The organism is Emergencia sp. JLR.KK010 (assembly GCF_037018265.1).
Classification (GTDB): Bacteria; Bacillota; Clostridia; order Peptostreptococcales; family Anaerovoracaceae; genus Senimuribacter; species Senimuribacter intestinalis.
Window position 1 is genome coordinate 1,900,564 of record NZ_CP143550.1, and the last position, 18,354, is coordinate 1,918,917.

General features: G+C 44.8%; 17 protein-coding genes. 16 read left to right on the forward strand and 1 reads right to left on the reverse strand.

Going from position 1 to position 18,354, the window contains the following annotated elements; translation table 11 throughout:
* The 8 genes from V1225_RS09090 to glyA all read left to right on the forward strand — a co-directional run bounded on the left by V1225_RS09090 (position 1) and on the right by glyA (position 6,612).
* Positions 1-1,299 carry a folylpolyglutamate synthase/dihydrofolate synthase family protein gene (locus V1225_RS09090; protein WP_338546205.1) on the forward strand — a complete coding sequence of 433 codons (1,299 nt, stop codon included), beginning with the start codon at positions 1-3 and terminating at the stop codon, positions 1,297-1,299.
* Positions 1,274-2,215: a YegS/Rv2252/BmrU family lipid kinase gene (locus V1225_RS09095; protein WP_251615637.1), complete on the forward strand. Its 942-nt coding sequence runs from the start codon at positions 1,274-1,276 to the stop codon at positions 2,213-2,215. The genes V1225_RS09090 and V1225_RS09095 overlap by 26 nt, the downstream gene beginning before the upstream one ends.
* Positions 2,212-2,658, forward strand: a complete 447-nt coding sequence (locus tag V1225_RS09100) for a GNAT family N-acetyltransferase (RefSeq protein ID WP_160202243.1) — start codon at positions 2,212-2,214, stop codon at positions 2,656-2,658. Before V1225_RS09095 ends, V1225_RS09100 begins: the two co-directional genes overlap by 4 nt.
* Positions 2,659-3,423 (forward strand): threonine/serine exporter family protein, encoded by a 765-nt coding sequence (locus V1225_RS09105; RefSeq protein WP_161907564.1) that lies wholly within the window; start codon positions 2,659-2,661, stop codon positions 3,421-3,423.
* Positions 3,420-3,863: a threonine/serine exporter family protein gene (locus V1225_RS09110; RefSeq protein WP_160202241.1), complete on the forward strand. Its 444-nt coding sequence runs from the start codon at positions 3,420-3,422 to the stop codon at positions 3,861-3,863. The genes V1225_RS09105 and V1225_RS09110 overlap by 4 nt, the downstream gene beginning before the upstream one ends.
* 104 nt (positions 3,864-3,967) lie before the next feature.
* Positions 3,968-4,579 carry a biosynthetic peptidoglycan transglycosylase gene (locus V1225_RS09115; RefSeq protein WP_160202240.1) on the forward strand — a complete coding sequence of 204 codons (612 nt, stop codon included), beginning with the start codon at positions 3,968-3,970 and terminating at the stop codon, positions 4,577-4,579.
* A 61-nt stretch (positions 4,580-4,640) separates the two neighbouring features.
* Positions 4,641-5,267, forward strand: a complete 627-nt coding sequence (locus V1225_RS09120) for a single-stranded DNA-binding protein (protein WP_160202239.1) — start codon at positions 4,641-4,643, stop codon at positions 5,265-5,267.
* A 109-nt stretch (positions 5,268-5,376) separates the two neighbouring features.
* Entirely contained in the window at positions 5,377-6,612 is a 1,236-nt protein-coding gene (gene glyA, locus V1225_RS09125) for a serine hydroxymethyltransferase (protein ID WP_160202238.1), read from the forward strand.
* A gap of 521 nt (positions 6,613-7,133) precedes the next feature.
* On the opposite strand, the gene V1225_RS09130 is transcribed toward glyA, so the two are convergent.
* Positions 7,134-8,075, reverse strand: coding sequence for a DDE-type integrase/transposase/recombinase (locus V1225_RS09130; protein ID WP_251615363.1), 942 nt, complete (start codon positions 8,073-8,075; stop codon positions 7,134-7,136).
* A 208-nt stretch (positions 8,076-8,283) separates the two neighbouring features.
* On the opposite strand from V1225_RS09130, the gene plsX reads away from it, so the two are divergent.
* The 8 genes from plsX (at position 8,284) to V1225_RS09170 (ending at position 18,353) form a co-directional block, all read left to right on the forward strand.
* On the forward strand, positions 8,284-9,297 hold the full coding sequence (gene plsX, locus V1225_RS09135) for a phosphate acyltransferase PlsX (RefSeq protein ID WP_160202237.1): 1,014 nt from the start codon (positions 8,284-8,286) through the stop codon (positions 9,295-9,297).
* A complete protein-coding gene (rnc, locus tag V1225_RS09140) occupies positions 9,290-9,988 on the forward strand; it encodes a ribonuclease III (protein ID WP_160202236.1) in 699 nt (232 codons plus the stop codon). Before plsX ends, rnc begins: the two co-directional genes overlap by 8 nt.
* 64 nt (positions 9,989-10,052) lie before the next feature.
* A complete protein-coding gene (gene smc / locus V1225_RS09145; RefSeq protein WP_160202235.1) occupies positions 10,053-13,601 on the forward strand; it encodes a chromosome segregation protein SMC in 3,549 nt (1,182 codons plus the stop codon).
* A 45-nt stretch (positions 13,602-13,646) separates the two neighbouring features.
* Positions 13,647-14,546 (forward strand): signal recognition particle-docking protein FtsY, encoded by a 900-nt coding sequence (gene ftsY, locus V1225_RS09150; RefSeq protein WP_338546211.1) that lies wholly within the window; start codon positions 13,647-13,649, stop codon positions 14,544-14,546.
* Positions 14,539-15,864: a ribosome biogenesis GTPase Der gene (der, locus tag V1225_RS09155; RefSeq protein ID WP_161907559.1), complete on the forward strand. Its 1,326-nt coding sequence runs from the start codon at positions 14,539-14,541 to the stop codon at positions 15,862-15,864. The genes ftsY and der overlap by 8 nt, the downstream gene beginning before the upstream one ends.
* Complete coding sequence (plsY, locus tag V1225_RS09160) at positions 15,864-16,463, forward strand: glycerol-3-phosphate 1-O-acyltransferase PlsY (RefSeq protein WP_160202232.1); 600 nt, start codon at positions 15,864-15,866, stop codon at positions 16,461-16,463. The genes der and plsY overlap by 1 nt, the downstream gene beginning before the upstream one ends.
* Before the next feature lie 20 nt (positions 16,464-16,483).
* Positions 16,484-17,485: an NAD(P)H-dependent glycerol-3-phosphate dehydrogenase gene (locus V1225_RS09165; RefSeq protein ID WP_251615623.1), complete on the forward strand. Its 1,002-nt coding sequence runs from the start codon at positions 16,484-16,486 to the stop codon at positions 17,483-17,485.
* Between the two features lie 58 nt (positions 17,486-17,543).
* Entirely contained in the window at positions 17,544-18,353 is an 810-nt protein-coding gene (locus V1225_RS09170; RefSeq protein WP_338546214.1) for an MBL fold metallo-hydrolase, read from the forward strand.
* The last annotated feature ends 1 nt before the right edge of the window (position 18,354 follow it).

Sequence of the window (18,354 nt, forward strand, 5' to 3'; positions counted from 1 at the left end):
ATGGATGCAATCAGCAAAATCAGTGAATTTCAGAAATTTGGCTGGGTGCTGGGGCTGGAACGAATGAATGTGCTTCTTGAAAAGCTGGGCAATCCTCACGAGGATTTAAAAGTGCTTCACGTTGCAGGAACCAACGGCAAAGGCTCTGTCTGCAGGTATCTCTATGAGATTCTGCAGGCAGCCGGCTACCGGTGCGGGCTGTTTACTTCGCCTTTTCTGGAGGTATTCAACGAACGAATCGAATTTGACGGCAGCTTTATTTCCGATGCGGATTTGCAGCGGTGCAGCGACGTCGTCCTTGCAATGACAGAAGAAATGGTTGCAGAAGGTCATGAATCACCGACAGAATTTGAAGTGATTACTGCCGTTGCTTTTCTCTATTTCAAAGAAAAGAATACGGATTTTGTAGTGCTGGAAGTAGGACTTGGCGGTAGGGGCGACTCCACCAATGTAGTAAAGCGGCCGCTTTGCAGCATTATTACCTCTATTTCACTGGACCACACAGACAGGCTGGGCGAGACCATCGAGGAGATTGCTGCAGAAAAGGCGGGAATTATCAAAGAAGGCTGTCCGGTTATTACCGGTGTAGAAAATGAGGAAGCCATGTGGGTACTGAAGCACAAGGCCATCGAAAAGCATACGCCGATTTTTGACGCACTGCAAAGTCCGTTTGAAATTCTGGAAGAAACGGTAGAAGGTACTCGCGTTCGTGCTGAAGTCCTAAAGGAAACCTACGAGTTTACGATTTCTATGGTTGGGCGTCATCAGGTGCAAAATGCGTTGACAGCACTGACTGCAATCGCTCTGTTAAATAAACGAGGAGATTTCACAGTTACCGATGAACAGATTGCAGAGGGCTTTAAGCGGGCAAAGCAAATCGGACGCTTTGAAATCATGGAAAAAGAGCCTTTTGTAATCTTAGATGGCGCTCACAATCCGGGTGGGGCAAAGGCGCTGAAAGAAACCGTCCTTCGCCACTTTAAAGATAAAAAAATCCTCATGGTGACCGGTATTTTAGCAGATAAGGAAGTGGAGGAAGTTCTAGACTCCTTTATGGATATAACTAAGGATTTTATAGCCACAGAGCCGGACAATCCGAGAAAACTGCCGGCAGAAGAACTGGCAGAAAAGATGCAGAAAAGGGGAGGTCATGTCCACTGCTTTAGCAAGGCAGAAGAGGCGGTCAGCTGTGCGCAGGGGTTATACGAAGCGTATGATGTAATATTATTCACAGGTTCATTATATTTGATTGGAAAGATTAGAGGACTTATCAATGAAACAGGAGTCAGAGAAACTTAACAAGATTATTTTGTTTTATAATCCAAATTCCGGAAGCGGCATGTTCAAGAACAATCTGGACTATATCATCGGTCGCTGCCAGGACGCAGGTTATCTGGTGGTGCCGGTGCGGGCGGCTCACGGTACAGTGATTGCTGATTTTTTGGCGGAAATCAGCAGAGAAGGCACGCAGAATGAATACAGGCAGATTATCGCTGCCGGAGGCGATGGCACCATCAATGTATGTGTTAACGCTATGATACGAAATGATATCTATCTACCGCTGGCGATTTTTCCTGCAGGAACGGCGAATGACTTTGCGTATTACTTCAATATCCCCGGCGATATAGAGCGCATGGTGGACATCGCTCTTGGGGATAATTATACCTATGCCGATGTGGGAAAGGTCAACGACCGTCACTTTATTAACGTGGCAGCCATGGGGCAGGTTGTGGACGTCAGCCAGAAGACCGACCCAACCTTAAAGAATACTATCGGTATTTTGGCATATTATCTAAAGGGACTGTCCGAAGTGCCTAACTTGAAGCCAATTAAGGTGACTCTGACGACGCCGGAAAAAGTTTACCGCGAAAAGATGTATTTTATGGTGGTGATGAACGGAAAATCGGCAGGCGGTTTTAAGAAAATCTCACCGGATTCAGAGATTAACGACGGACTTCTCGACGTCATTCTGTTTAGGAACATGGGACTTTTGGAAATGCCAGGGGTTTTCGTGAAAATTTTACAAGGAAACCATCCGTCCAGCAAAAGAGTGCTGCATTTTCAGACCAACAGCCTGAAAATAGAAGCGTCCAGCGATTTACCGACGGATATTGACGGTGAACACGGTGAAAAACTGCCGCTGACTTTCAGCGTTTTGCACAATCGACTAAAAATCTTTACTTTGGAAGACAATATGGGAGAGGAAACGATATGATGCGTTTGATTTTGAGACAGACAGATGCGTATGAGAAATTGGTTCAGTTTTTTGTTGAAAATGAGCTTGAATTTGATGGTGATGAGGAAGTGGATACGGATATCGTAAGATGCTTTGAAATTGTCCACGGTGCAGAGGAACACCTGGTAGGTGCAGTGGTTCTCGCAAAGAGAGAAGGCCGCTATATCATCGACGGCATTGCGGTGGATGCGCCTTATCGCAAGTTGAAAGTGGGCAATATACTGCTGCAGAAGGTGATTGATACGGTGAAGGAGCTTGGTGGGGATAGTCTTTATCTGGTAGCAAGAGCGCCAGGATTCTTCCGCGCTAACGGCTTTACTGCCATCGATCCGGAAACAGCCCCTAATTTCTTCGAGTGCAAGTACTGTCCGCAGTATCAGAAGAATTGCCACCCAGAGGTTATGAAACTGGAGATTGCATAAATGGATTTCGATTATGACAGAATTTTGCAGGGCATTTTAGATATTGGAGAAGAGATGGTCTGCTGCGGTGCAGAAGTTAGTCGTGTGGAGGACAGCATTTTGCGCATGTGCGAAAGCTACGGCGCAGAGCGGATTAATGTGTTTATCATTACCTCCAACATTCAGGTAACTATGGAAGCACCAGACGGCAGAATTTTGACCCATATCAGAAGACTGATTCGCTATGATACTAATTTCGATCGTCTTGATTATCTCAATAATTTGAGCAGATATATCTGTGCGAATAAGCCGGACGTTTGCGAACTTCGACAAAAATTTGATGAGGTTTTGGCGCGTCCTAAACAGTCTGTTTGGTTGCATTTTATCGGCTGCATGCTGGGAGCCGGAGCTTTTGCCGTGTTCTTTGGCGGCAGTATCAAAGATGGACTAGCGTCATCGCTGATGGCGATTGTTATGGTGCTCTTTGAGTTGTTTTACGCAAAGCAGGAAAAAAATCAGATTGTATATCACTTTGTAGCATCGGTGGTTGCAGGTATTTGTGCGCATGTTTTTGTAGCGCTGGGCATTGGAGATCATGTGGAAATGCTCATGATTGGCGGAATTATGCTGCTGATTCCGGGCATTGCATTGACCAACGCAGTGCGTGATATGCTGACAGGGGATATCGCTTCGGGGCTTTTACGCCTGTGCAATTCTCTTTTAATAGCAGCAGCTATTGCCTGCGGCTTTGCCCTGACTATTATACTCCTTGGAGGTGTCTTATGATTGTACAGCTGATTGTTGCTTTTCTGGGATCCATTGGATTTGCTCTTATGCTAAAAATAAAAGGCAGGCAGGTGTTGTATGCAGGTATCGGAGGGCTGGTTACATGGGGCATTTACCTTGCCTGTTTTGAATGGCTAGGCAGCAATTTTGAGGCAAATCTTATTGCATCTGTCTTTGTAGCAGTTTACGCAGAGGTTATGGCGCGGGTAAATCGCGCTCCTGCGACGATTTTTCTGACTGCTGCAGCAGTGCCGCTGATTCCCGGAGGTAGACTGTATTATACCATGTATGGTCTTGTCAGCGAAGACAAAGCCATGTTTGCTGAAAATGGAACCGCAGCAATTACAATTGCTCTTGCTATTTCGCTGGGGTTTGTAATTGTGACGGTGATGAACAAGTACTGGAATAAAGCTGCAGCAGCTTGGCGCAAGGATTCTTAGAAAAGGACCTTACAAAACTGTAAGCAATCTGTAACGAATATCTATGGAATACCCTTTTCTCATGGGATACAATGAAAGTATCAAATGGGAAAGGGGTGTTTTTTTTGAGAAAGCTATTTAAGGTTTGTTTGGTACTGGCGCTTGCATGCAGCATTGCTGCAGCGCCAACAGTGTACAGGGGCTATCAGCTGTACAAAACTGCGGTGGAAAAAGTACCCCTGGAAGAGAAAGTTTCTGAAATCAGAGAACGTGACGATTATGTACCTCTGTCAGAGATGTCCGATTATTTTGTGGAAGAGATTATAAAGTCTGAGGATAAACGCTTTTCCTGGCATTTTGGCATAGATCCTCTCGCTATTGCAAGAGCAGTAAAAAATGACATCATTGCGGGAAGCTTTGTAGAAGGTGGAAGCACAATTACGCAGCAGCTTGCAAAGAATATGTATTTCGATTTTGAAAAGGTTATGGAGAGAAAGGTAGCGGAGGTCTTTGTAGCGTTTCACCTGGAGTGGGATTATTCCAAAGATGAAATCCTGGAAATGTATTTAAACTGTATTTATTTTGGGGAAAACTGCTATGGAATTAAGGAAGCGGCCGGCTATTACTTCGGCAAGACGCCGGATACGTTGACTTCGGCGCAGGCAGACAGTCTTGTTTATACGATAAAATGCCCTAATTTATATAATCCGGTGGCACTGGCAGGGGAAACTAGCTAATTGGCATACTTTCTGCGTCTCAGAATACAATGTACTAATGTGAATTTCTGGGAGGGAAAATATGATAAATACGACGGACAGTAATAACCCTACAAACATAGCATGTATTCGGGGTGAAATCATAGATGGGCTGAAGCTGAATCATAAAACATATGGGGAAGCATTTTATACTTTTGAGGTGGGCATTGCCAGAAACAGCGGATACGAAGACCAAATTATTGTCATGGCTTCCGAACGGATTTTGAACACCATGCAGATTGAAGTCGGCATGTGGATTGAGGTACAGGGGCAGATTCGCACGTATAACGAAGATGTAGACGGTCACAACCGCTTAAATATTGTAGTCTTTGCAAGAGATATAGCTGAGGCAGAGGAATGCTTTGAACCTCTGAATCAGATTTATCTGGAAGGTTATATCTGCAAACCGCCTCTTGGGAGGACATCGCCTTTGGGGCGCAAAATCTGCGATATTATGCTGGCGGTCAACCGGCTTTACAACAAATCCGACTACATACCGTGCATTGCATGGGGTCGAAATGCGGTGTACTCATCAAGTCTTGAAGTGGGGGCAAAGATTGCCCTTCACGGAAGAATTCAAAGCAGGCAGTATAAGAAAAAATGTGAGGACGGCGATGTGATGGTCAAAACTGCCTTTGAAGTGTCTATTTTACAGATGGAAGAAGTGTAAACTGTTCTTTTCGTGAATTTCATGGATTTGAACAGAATTAGGTTGAATAGTCCATCTTTGTTGTGATACAATAATACGGTATTTTCAAAAACCGAAAGGAAGTGTACACATGTTTAACAGAGAAGGCGCAGATAACAGCACCTATAACGTAGAGAATTTTGAATTTATTAAGAAATCCTCTCCAGTTGTGGGGAATCTGATTGAAAAGGAATATAACAGACAGAAGAACAACATTGAGCTGATTGCTTCAGAAAATTATTGTTCTGAGGCGGTACTGGCTGCTTGCGGAAGCTGTCTTTCCTGGAAGTATGCAGAAGGCTATCCTTATGTGAGAACCTCCGGCAACACCAGCAGATACTATGGCGGAACCAAGTTTGTCGACGAGCTTGAGGAATACTGCTGCGATATGTGGAGAAAGGTATTTGACACCGATTACCACGTAAACGTGCAGCCACACAGCGGCTCTCAGGCAAACTTTGCAGCATATAAGGCAATTTTGCAGCCGGGAGATACCATTTTGTCCCTGAGCTTGGATAACGGTGGACATTTGACGCATGGATCCGGTGTCAACTTCAGTGGAAAGCTTTATAACATGGTATTTTACGATGTAGATGAGAATGGATTCATCGATATGGAAGACGTCAGAAAGAAGGCGCAGGAATACAAGCCGCAGCTGATTCTGACTGGTGCTTCCGCTTATTCCAGAATCATCGACTTTGCTGCTTTTGCCGAAATTGCAAAGGAAGCAGGGGCTTACTTTATGGTGGATATGGCACACATTGCAGGTCTTGTGGCAGGAGGTGCGCACCCATCTCCATTCGGTCATGCGGATATCGTAACCACCACAACCCATAAGACTTTGAGAGGACCAAGAGGCGGTCTGATCTTTGCTCGTCAGGATTTAGCAAAAAAGGTAGACAGCGCGGTGTTCCCTTATGCCCAGGGCGGTCCGTTGGAACACGTAATCGCAGGAAAAGCAGTGTGCGCGGAAGAAGCTCTTCGACCGGAATATAAGGAATATGCAGCGCAGGTTGTCGCTAACTGCAAAGCCTTTGCTGATGAATTCCTGAAACTGGGTTACAAGATTGTAACCGGCGGCACTGATAATCATGTATTTCTATTAGATTTACTGGAATTCCCGTTCAGCGGTAAGGATTTGCAGGATAAATTAGATGAAGTCGGCATTACCCTGAACAAAAATTGCGTGCCAGGCGAGAAACGTTCTCCGAAGGAAACCAGTGGTGTTAGAATTGGTACAGCGCCGATGACCACAAGAGGCTACAAGGAAGAGGATTTCAGAGAAGTAGCCAGAAAGATTGACGCAGTAATTAAAGAAATGCTGTAAAACAGCAGATATTTTAAATTAAAAGAAAGAGGACTGCTTTTGCACGGGAATTTGTGCATGAGAGCAGTTCTCTTTTGTATATGAAATTTATCAATCAGATTGTACAGTAATATAGGGGTAGGGGGTATATTTTTTAAAAAGTTGTGCAGGGAAAAGTTTTATAGTATTGATTTGCACAACTCTTGGCGGTGTCGGTTGTGCAAAATAGTTTTCTGAAGACTATCCTGCACAACTTCCAACAGACAGATCTGTATTTATCGTGGAATACAAACAGAAAGTTGTGTAAAACAGGCGGGAAATACCTATGATTGCACAACTTTTTTGCTGTTAAACGGTAAAAAATTGAAACGTTGTGCAAGACATCACTTATAGCATTAGTATGCACAACTTTTATGGTTGTCGGTTGTGCTAATAAGCGAAACATGGCTTCCTTTGCACAACGGTAACGTAGTTTTTGGTTCTATGTTAAATGTTGAGGTCGCTTCCTAACATTTATTATAGAATCCTTCCATGAAGGTTTGTCAAACATATGTTACACCGTCATGCAAAAAATTAAATAAAGTATCTTTAGGAGAAAGCCACTTTAATGGACGCATAGGAAAGTTGTTGTACTTTCGGTTATGAACCTTTAGCTGAGCAGCAAAATCTGCAAAGGAGTAGAACGAGTGGGTTGCATAGAAATATTCGTTATCTTTTCTATGTGATCGTTCTACCTTTCCATTATGTCTTGGTGTAAAAGGTTTAATCAACTTATGCGCAATACCCAGTTCTTTGAGCTTTTTCTCAAACCGGCTAAGGTCATTCGCTCTTTTGCTAACAAATCGCTTAGTGAACTCTGGACCATTGTCTGTCTGCACACATTCCACAACAAAAGGAAAAGCTTTCAGCATGTGTTCTAAAAATACTGTTGAAGAATAGCTGGAGATTTCGTCAAATGCTTCCACATAGCGAAATCTAGAAAATTCATCGATAGCAGTGTATTGATAGAATTTTTGACCTGAAGCTTCACCAACTAAGCAGACGGCAGGAACATGCTTTACATCCACCTGAACCCTTTGACCTGGATAATCCATTTGTTCATAAGGCTTTGGGATATACTTTGGATTTGGAGGCTTGATTGGAGTAAGTTTAAGCCTTCTGAGAACACGCCAAAGACCGGTAATAGAGCGAGAATATCCACGCTGAGAGAGTTTTACCCAAAGTACGACAAGTCCGGCATGAGGGTTTCTACGGCGCATGTCTTTGATGAGCTTCAGTTCCTCAGGAGTATGCTGTTTAGGATGATGATGAGGTCTTCTAGAATGTTCTCTAAGCGACTGGATAGAGCCGTCAAAACGGCGACGCCAACGATAGATGTACTGACGATTGACCTTGTATTTAATAGCAGCCTTGGTAACACCATATTTTTCAGCGTAATTTAAAAGGGATAGACGAAATCTCATATCTTGTGTTATACTTGTCATGCGGGATCTCCTGTGTAATGGTTTGGGGTGGTAACTTAACTTTAACACAAAAATGAGATCTCGCAATTTTTTTATTCAGTTGTAACACATCTATTGTAAACCTACACATAACATTTATTATAGAATCCTTCCATTTCTTGCATAAAACATGGAATTGTGTTAAAATAAATTATGTATGCTCACGCGACAGCGAGCTAGGAGGTACAGAATGAGAATTTTATTGGACGGTATGGGTGGCGACCACGCGCCGGAAGTTATTGTAGAAGGTGCAGTTGCAGCAGCAAAAGAGATTAAAGATAAGATTACGATTATTGGTCATGAGGATAAAATCAGAGCATGCCTTGCTAAATACGGGACCATTTCTGAAAAGATAGAGGTCATTGACGCAAGCGAAGAAATCACCAACGATGAAGCTCCTGTCAAGGCGGTTAGAACTAAAAAGGATTCTTCTATTGTCAAGGGTCTTAACATGGTGAAGAACAAAGAAGCGGATGTGTTCCTTTCGGCAGGAAGCACCGGGGCACTTCTGGCAGGAGGACTTTTTATTCTGGGAAGAATTCAAGGAATCGACAGACCGACCCTGGCAACAGTTTATCCAGTCATCGGCATGCAGCCGTCTCTTTTGGTAGATACCGGCGCTAACGCAGAGTGCAAGCCAGGCAATCTTTTAGAGTTTGCCACTATGGGCAGCATTTATATGGAAAAGGTTTTGAAGAGAGAGAACCCGACTGTAGGACTTGTCAATAACGGAACAGAAGAAGGCAAAGGTACTACTTTGACAAAGGCTGCCTATGAACTGCTTTCAAAGAGTAATCTGAACTTTATCGGCAGCATTGAGGCAAGAAGTCTGCAGGATGGCATTTGCGATATCATCGTTACAGATGGTTTTACGGGGAATGCAATCATTAAATTGACAGAAGGTATGGGTTTGATGGTACTTCGCGAGATGAAGCGCAGATTTCTGTCAACGACTAAGTCCAAACTTGGTGCGGTTCTTTTGAAAGATCAGCTTTCAGAAATTAAAAAAGAGTTTAACTACGCAGAATATGGTGGGGCGCCGCTTCTTGGCGTAAAGGGAGCCCTTCTGAAAATGCATGGCTCTTCTGATGCTCTGGCCGTAAAGCAGACCATCATGAAGGCAATCCCTTATGTGGAGGAAAATGTGGTAGATACCATACAGAATTCAGTTTTGGAGATTGAGGAGATACTAATCAGTGAATAACGGAGATTTTGAGAAGAAAATCCAATATATATTTAAAGATAAAGAACTTTTGAACAAGGCGCTGACCCACAGTTCCTTCTGCAGAGAGCATGGAACTGAGGTTAAAAATAACAACGAGCGGCTGGAGTTCTTAGGTGACGCTTTTTTTGACGCAATTATTAGTGTGGAGCTTTATAAGCTTTTGGAAAAAGTGGATGAAGGAAAACTGACTAAAACCAGAGCTCTTATTGTCTGCGAAAAGTCTTTGGCGCAGGTGGCAAGACGCCTTGACATTGGTGCATATTTGAATATGGGAAAAGGCGAAGAACACTCTGGAGGCAGACACAGAGAATCCATTCTTGCTGATGCAGTGGAAGCTGTAGTAGGTGCTATTTATTTAGATGGCGGTTTTGAAGAAGCCTTTCGCTTTGTTTCAAGAGAGTTTGCGAAGACTATTGAGGATGCCCTTGCAGGCAGAATATTTACCGATTATAAGACGCAGGTGCAGGAAGTTCTGCAAAAACGCGGAAAGAAGATTATCATTTCCTATCACCTGGACAGAGAGGAAGGTCCAGATCACGATAAAACCTTCTATGTCCATCTGTCCTGCAATGGCAAGGTGCTGGGGCGCGGGTCAGGCAAAAGCAAGAAAGAAGCGGAGCAAAATGCCGCAAGAGAAACCTTTCATCTGTTGTCAGAAAATCAGTTCTGATAAAGGCATGAAATTAGTATGAGACAAAGAAAAACATAACTTAGTAGAAAGAGGAAAGGTCAGTATGTATTTTAAGAGGCTAGAAATGCATGGGTTTAAATCCTTTGCTGAACCGGTAGTTATAGAGTTTCACGAGGGTGTAACTTGTATCGTAGGCCCCAACGGAAGCGGAAAAAGTAATATCAGCGACGCCATCAGATGGGTGCTCGGCGAACAGAGTCCGAAAGCGCTTCGCGGCGGAAAAATGGAAGAGGTTATCTTTGCAGGAACAGCCAGCCGTAAATCACGTGGGATGGCTGAGGTTACTTTAGTAATTGATAATTCGACAGGTATTTTGAACATCGACTATAACGAGGTAGCCATTACCAGAAGAATGTATCGCTCCGGTGAAAGTGAATATCTTATCAACAATAATCAGTGCAGGCTGAGAGATATCAGAGAGCTGATTATGGATACCGGAATCGGTGTTGACGGATATTCTCTCATTGGGCAGGGTAAAATTGCAGATATTGTCAGCAACAAACCGGAGAGCAGACGAGAAATTTTCGAGGAAGCTGCCGGTGTTGTCATGTACAAAAGCAAAAAGGCAGAAGCTGAGAGAAAGTTGGAATCCACCGGCAATAATCTTGATAGAGTCAACGATATCGTTTCAGAAATTGAGGGAAGAATCGATGGGCTTCGGGAAGACAGTATTAAGGCAAAGGAATATCTGGAGCTGAAAGAGCGCTATCGTGATTTAGAAATCAATATCACACTGAAGAATATAGATAATATTCTGTCCAGGAATGATATTTATCAGAAAGACATTGCAGGACTTTCTGAAGAACTTGCGGAAATCACTGAGAAGAAGAAAAATATCGACAAGGAAGCAGAAGCTGATAGAGAAAAGAACGAACATCTGGAACAACTGGGCAACGAAGCCAGGGACAAGCTGTTACATATCGTGGAAGAAATGAACCGCCGCAGCAGCGAAAGTCAGTTGAGCAAGGAGCGCCTTTCCGGTATCGAAAAGGACAGCGCCAGATTGACAGGCGAAATTGAGGAACTGTCGGGTCGTCTTTCACGCGAAGAAGAAAATAAGGCGCAGCTTGAAAAATCTAAAGAAGAGATTGCGCGGAATCATGAAGAGGCAGCAGCACTGCTGCAGGAGCAGGTGACAGCACACAGTGCTTTGACACGTGAGGCTTCTGAGCTGACTGATACCATTGATAACAGCAGAGAAGAAATGTTTCGCCTGCATAATTTGAATGCTTCTAAAAAAAGTGAGGTAAAGAGTTACGAAAGTATTCGTGAGACTTTGCAAAAGCGCAAAGAGCAGCTCAATGAGGAAGCAAATGGTGCGGCAGAAAGCCAGGAAGAAAGCAATGGAATGCTTGCAAAGGCAGAGGCTGAAAGCCGTCAGAATGAGCAGTTGCTGGCCGAAATCAAGGCGAAGATTTCGGCACTGACGGAGGAAAGAAAACAGCTGGAACACCGAAGAAAGATGAGCGGTGCCAGAGTTGAGGAACTGAAGCTTTCCGGCAGTCAGAAGGTTGCCAGAAAAAAGACCATTGAAGAGATGGAAAACAATTATGAAGGCTATAACTATGCGGTAAAGTATATCATGCGCAGCGGACTTTCTGGTATTTCCGGCGTGGTTGCCGAGCTGATGGAGGTTCCAACAGGACTTGAAGTTGCTATAGAGACGGCACTTGGAGGACAGATGCAGAACATTATCTGTGATGATGATCCCAGTGCAAAACGTGCCATTGCAAAACTGAAAGAAAATAAAGCGGGACGTCTTACTTTTCTTCCAGCTGCTTCTATAAAAGGAGGCAGGGCAAAGATTGATCAGCGGATTGCTGCCGATTCCGGTTATAAAGGTCTTGCAGCGGACTGCATTACCTGCAGAGATGAATACAGAAATATATTTGAATATCTGCTGGGAAGAGTTGTAATTGCAGCGGATATGGACGCCGCAATCAGACTTTCCAAAATTTCAGGAACCGGACTTCGTTTTGTAACGCTGGATGGAGAAATTATCAATGTCAGCGGCGCTATCACCGGCGGTAAATTCAAGAACAAAACGGCTAATCTTCTTGAACGGCGCAGTGAAATTACGACTTTAGAGAGAGAAATCGAAGCCTTGAGAGCAGAACTTTCAGAAGCTGCGGAGGAGAACCGCAAAGCGGCAGAAAAAGCAGAGGTTCTTGACGGTGAACTTGCAGAATTACGTCAGCGTCAGAGAGATACAGAATTGAAACAGGTATCCTTTGCGGGCAGAATTACTGCGCTGAAAGATGCGCTTAACCAGATTACAGACAGCAGCGCAAGGTTTGCGCAGGAGCTTTCTTCCATTGAGAAAGACAGTAAAGACGCTGCGGCAACAGTAGAAACTCTCCTCGAAGAAATGAGGCAGGCGGAAACTCAAATTGAGACTCTAAATCACATGATTGAGGAAGCTATGGCTGCCTACGAGACCAAAAAGGCTGTCATTGATGAAGCAAGCGAAGGTATTACAAAGACCAGAATTGCCGCTACAGAATGGGAAAGCAAGAAGAACAATATAGAGAGCTTGCTTACGAGAATTTCTGAGACAGCAGAGGATTATCGTTTTCAGATTGAAACAAAAGAAAGACAGCTTTCAGCGCTGGGAGAAGAGAAGAACAGACTGCTCTTTGGCACAGACGGCGCAGAGGAAGATATCGCAAGGCTTGCAGAAGAAAAGCAAAATACAGAAAACTATATCGAAGAGATTGGAAGTCAGAGAAGTCTTTTGGCTGAAAAGCTCAGCAGTGTAACCAAGGAGCAGCAGGGATATAACGAGAGACTCAATAGCTGTCAGGATCAGAAATATCAGCTGGAGATCAAGGTTGCAAAGAACGAAACGCAGCTGGATACGCTGAAAGAAAGACTCTGGGAGGATTTTGAGATTTCCTACGCACAGGCAGTAGATTTGCGAAATCCAGATTTTGTCATGAGCACTTCTGTAAAGGAAAGCAGAGACATCAGGAATAGAATCAGAGAGCTTGGTGAGGTCAACGTGGGTGCCATCAAGGAATACGAAACGGTAAGTCAACGCTATGAATTCCTAACGAGTCAGCGGGCGGATATCCTGACCGCTATGGACGAGCTGCGGGGTATCATCACAGAGATGGATACCACCATTAAGACTAAGTTCAAGGAGAATTTTGATCAGGTTGTGGAGCGCTTCGAAGTCATTTTCCGCGAGTTATTCGGCGGCGGTCATGCAGAACTTCGAATGGAAGATGAGAACAATCCGCTTGAATCAGGAATTGATATTATTGCGCAGCCGCCTGGCAAGAAACTGCAGAATATCAATTTAATGAGCGGTGGTGAAAAAACTATGACTGCCATTGCACTGATGTTTGCGGTATTGAAAACAAAGCCGACGCCGTTCTGCATTTTGGACGAGGTAGAAGCAGCGCTGGACGATGCTAACATCGACAGATTTGCAAAATACCTGCGCAGGTTCGATAACATTCAGTTTGCACTGGTTACCCATCAGAAGGCGACTATGGAGCATGCAGACGTGCTCTATGGTGTAACCATGCCGGAGCAGGGAATTTCCAAGGTTCTCAGCCTGCGTCTTGGTGATGATTTTGCATTATAATTTGGATTAAGTAAAATACGGTGAAAGCCGGAAAGGGATAAATTTATGGCATTATTTAAAGAGAAAAAAGGTTTTTTTGGTAAATTGTCCGAGCGAATCGGCGATGCCATCATGGGGAGACCAGAGATTGATGAAGACCTGATGGATGAACTGGAAGAAATATTAATTACATCGGACATCGGCATGGATACTACCATGAAAATCATGGAAAACCTGAGAGCGTATATCAAGGAAAACTACATCACAAAGCCTGAGAATATCAAGGAAGCGCTTGCCAAGGTCATTGCACAGCTGATGGACAAAGGTGAGAGGAACAAACTTTGCGCAGATACGCCTTTGGTGATTCTGATGATTGGAATTAACGGCGGCGGAAAGACTACGTCCATTGCAAAGATTGGGCATAAGCTGAGAAGCGAAGGAAAGACCGTACTGCTGGGTGCGGCGGACACATTTAGAGCAGCAGCAGGAGAGCAGCTTGAAATCTGGGGACAGAGAATCGGCGTCAACACTGTGCGCCACCAGGAGAGGGCAGACCCTTCGGCAGTTATATTCGATGCTATTCAGTCAGCAAAGGCTAAGGGCATGGATGTGCTGATCTGTGATACTGCAGGGAGACTGCAGACCAAGAAAAATCTGATGAACGAACTGGAAAAGATGAACAAGGTCATTTCCAGAGAGTTTCCTGAGGCAGCAAGAGAAACTCTGCTGGTGCTGGATGCAACTACAGGTAAAAATGCTGTTTCTCAGGCACAGGAATTTAACGAAGTGGCAGAAATCACCGGTGTTGTGCTGACGAAACTGGATGGCACAGCTAAGGGCGGTATCGCCATCACTATTGCGGATGAATTTGACCTTCCGATTAAGTATATCGGTGTAGGCGAGGGAATGGAAGACCTGAAAGAGTTTGATCCGTTAGAATTTGCGGGAGGAATTTTTAGTGAGTAAACCGATAGTAGCCGTAGTGGGCAGACCAAACGTTGGAAAATCCACCTTTTTTAACAGAGTGGTGGGCAGACGAGTTTCCATCGTAGAGGACACCCCCGGCGTAACCAGAGATAGAATTTATGCGGAGGCAGAGTGGAACGGCATTCACTTTGCATTAATTGATACCGGTGGTATTGAGCCTGATAGTGAAGATGTGATTCTTTCTCAGATGCGAGAGCAGGCGCAGACAGCTATGGATATGGCTGATGTAATACTTTTTATGGTAGATGGAAAAGAAGGTCTGACCCATGCCGATAACGAAGTAGCGATGATGCTGAGAAGAACCGGCAAAAAGGTCATGCTTCTTGTTAATAAAATTGATAATCCAAGAAATCTGCCCGATGATTTCTATGATTTTTATGAGCTGGGAATTGGCGAGCCTATCGCTATTTCCGCAGCCAATATGCTCAACTTCGGCGATGTGCTGGATGAAATTGTGGAGAGCTTTCCAAAGGGTCTTGATGAAGATGAGGAGGATGACATTAAGGTTGCTGTCATTGGAAAGCCAAATGTAGGAAAATCCTCTCTGATCAACTGCCTGATTGGAGAAAAGAGAGTTATCGTTTCTCCAATTGCAGGAACGACCAGAGACTCTATCGACACACCTTTTGAGTGGGGCGGCGATCAGTATACCTTAATCGATACGGCTGGTATTCGCAGAAAGAGCAAAGTCAACGAAGATATTGAGCGCTACAGCGTGATTCGCGCCGTTGCAGCTATCGAGCGCTGCGACGTGTGTCTTCTGATGATTGATGCAGAGGAAGGCGTGACTGAGCAGGATAAGAAAATTGCAGGCGTTGCTCACGAGGCAGGCAAGGGCATAGTTATTGTCGTAAATAAGTGGGATCTGATTCAGAAAGAAACCAACACGATGCGCGACTTTAAACGGGAAATTGAGGCAGAACTTCAGTTCATGTCCTATGCGCCGATGGTATTTATTTCTGTCAAAGATAAGCAGCGGGTTTTTGACGTCATCAAGATGGCAAAGTATGTAGCAGAAAAAAGAGCCCTGCGGGTGCCGACCGGTCAGCTGAACAGTCTTGTTACCGATGCGACCATGATGAAACAGCCGCCATCGGATAAGGGAAAAAGGCTGAAAATTTACTATGTAACCCAAGTAGGTGTAAAGCCACCGCTGTTTTCCTTCCAGATTAACAAACGGGATTTAATGCACTTCTCCTATGCCAGATATCTGGAAAACAAAATCAGAGAAGGCTTTGGTTTTGAAGGAACCTCAATTAAGTTTGTGTTCAGAGAAAAAGGAGAGAAGGAACAGTAGTGGAAACCTTACAGTTTGTCATTGTTATTGTCATTGCCTATTTCCTTGGGAATATTTCCCCGGCAACGCTTCTTGCCAGAGCGGTCGGTAAGGATATCAAAAAAGAGGGAAGCGGCAATGCGGGAACGACCAATGCTCTTCGCGTACTGGGAAAAAAAGCGGCGATGATTACGCTGATTGTAGATATCGGCAAAGGATTTATTGCCGTTAAGATAGGATTTGCATTTGCTGCGCCGCCTGCAGCAATGTTCTGCGCGCTGGCGGCATTTGTGGGGCATATTTGGCCTATCGTGTTTAAATTTAAAGGCGGAAAGGGCGTGGCCGTTGCCTTTGGCGCAATTCTTGGCGTCAACTGGCAGCTGGCACTTCTTGCGCTTTTAGTGGTGGCTGTGGTGGTGGCTTTGACCCGTATGGTATCCCTTGGGTCTATCACAGCAGCAGCTTCATTTCCCGTGTTTGCATATTTTATGGAGCCGGACTTTTTCTATATCGGTATTGTCATGGCGGTACTTTTAATCTATGCACATCGCGGAAATATTAAACGTATTGTAAAAGGTGAGGAAAGCAGGCTTAGCTTGGGGAAGAAAGTTGACAAGTAGCCGGAAAGAAGGAAATTAAGATGAAAACAATTGGTGTTATCGGTGCAGGCAGCTGGGGAACAGCTCTTGCAATTACACTGAGCAATAAGGGACATCAGGTTAAAATGTGTGATGTCAACATGGACCATGTAAAAGAGATGCAGGCGTACAGAGAAAATGTCAGGTACCTGCCGGGTATCAAATTCTGTGATAATCTGCAGATTGTAGAATCTACAGAAGAAGCGCTTGCTGGCGCAGATATTGCACTGTTTTCCGCACCAGCCCAGCATTTTAGAAGTGCCTTTGAAAAAGCGATTCCTTTTCTTGAGGATGACATGGTTGTTGTCAACGTGGCAAAGGGAATTGAGCAGGGAACACTGATGCGTATGAGCGAAATCGCGTATCTTCTGAAACCGGATGTAAAATATGTGGTACTTTCCGGTCCATCTCATGCGGAGGAAGTAGGCAGGGCGATGCCGACGACGGTTGCGGTGGCTTCTAAGGATATGGTGCTGGCAGAGTACATTCAGGATATTTTCATGACAGAGCGTTTCAGAGTGTACACCAATGATGACGTCTGTGGTGTGGAATTGGGTGGCTCTCTGAAAAATATCATCGCGCTGGGCGCTGGTATTTCTGACGGCATTGGTTTTGGGGATAATGCCAAAGCGGCGCTGATGACCCGCGGCATTACAGAAATGTGCCGTCTCGGCGCGAAACTGGGCGCAGATATTGCAACGTTCTCAGGTCTTACCGGTATCGGTGATTTAATCGTAACTTGTACCAGCATGCATTCCAGAAATCGCCGCTGCGGCATTATGATCGGTGAGGGCATGAAACCCAGTGACGCAGTTGAAAAAGTCGGCATGGTCGTAGAAGGCATGTTCACGGCAGAAGCTGCTTATCAGCTGGCACAGAAAGTTGGTGTAGAAATGCCGATTACCGAGTGCATTTACAACTGTATCAACGAAAAAATCACCGCAAAGGACGCTGTGGAGCTTTTGATGGGCAGAGATCGAAAGAACGAAAAACATATCGACTGATGGAATCAGCTGGGAGAGAAATCTTCCGGCTGTGTTTATAATGAAAGGAGCCGGTATAGTGAAACTGAAAGTGCTGGTAGATAACAATACTTACATCGACGAATATTATCTGGGAGAACCAGCGGCAGCCTTTTATATTGAGGAGGGCGGCGAGCGGATTCTCTTCGACTGCGGCTATTCAGATGTGCTTCTAAAAAATGCGGAGCTGATGGGTATAGATTTATCCTCCTTGACGAAGATTGTGTTTTCCCATGGACACAACGATCATACCAGAGGGTTGTTGTTTTTAAAAGACAGGGCTGATTTGTCGGCAGTTTCTTTGATTGCACACCCAGACTGCTTTCTGCCGCGGGAAGATGAAACGGGAAGCTTTGGTGCGCCTTTTTCTCTTGCGGATGCTGCTTTGTGGACGAAGCTTACGACAACGTGTGAGCCTGTTAATCTGATCGATAAGCTGGTATGGCTTGGTGAAATTCCTAGAGGCAATGACTTTGAGGCATCAGAACCTGTCGGGCGCAGGCTGAAGGATGGCCTTTGGGAAGATGACTATGTCATGGACGATACAGCACTGGCGTACCGCGGGGAAGAGGGACTGTTTATCATTACCGGCTGCTCTCACAGCGGAATTTGCAACATCGTAGAATATGCAAAGAAGGTCTGCGGTGACAGCAGAATTGCCGGCATCATCGGAGGCTTTCATCTCTTTGAAAAGGGCAGGCAGCTGGATAAGGCGGTTGAATATTTGAAATCCTGCGGCGTAAAACGACTGTATCCGTGTCACTGTGTGTCCCTTGCGGCAAAGGCGGCAATGCTGGCGGAATTGCCGGTTGTTGAAGTCGGCGTAGGATTGAGACTGGAACTCCAATAGG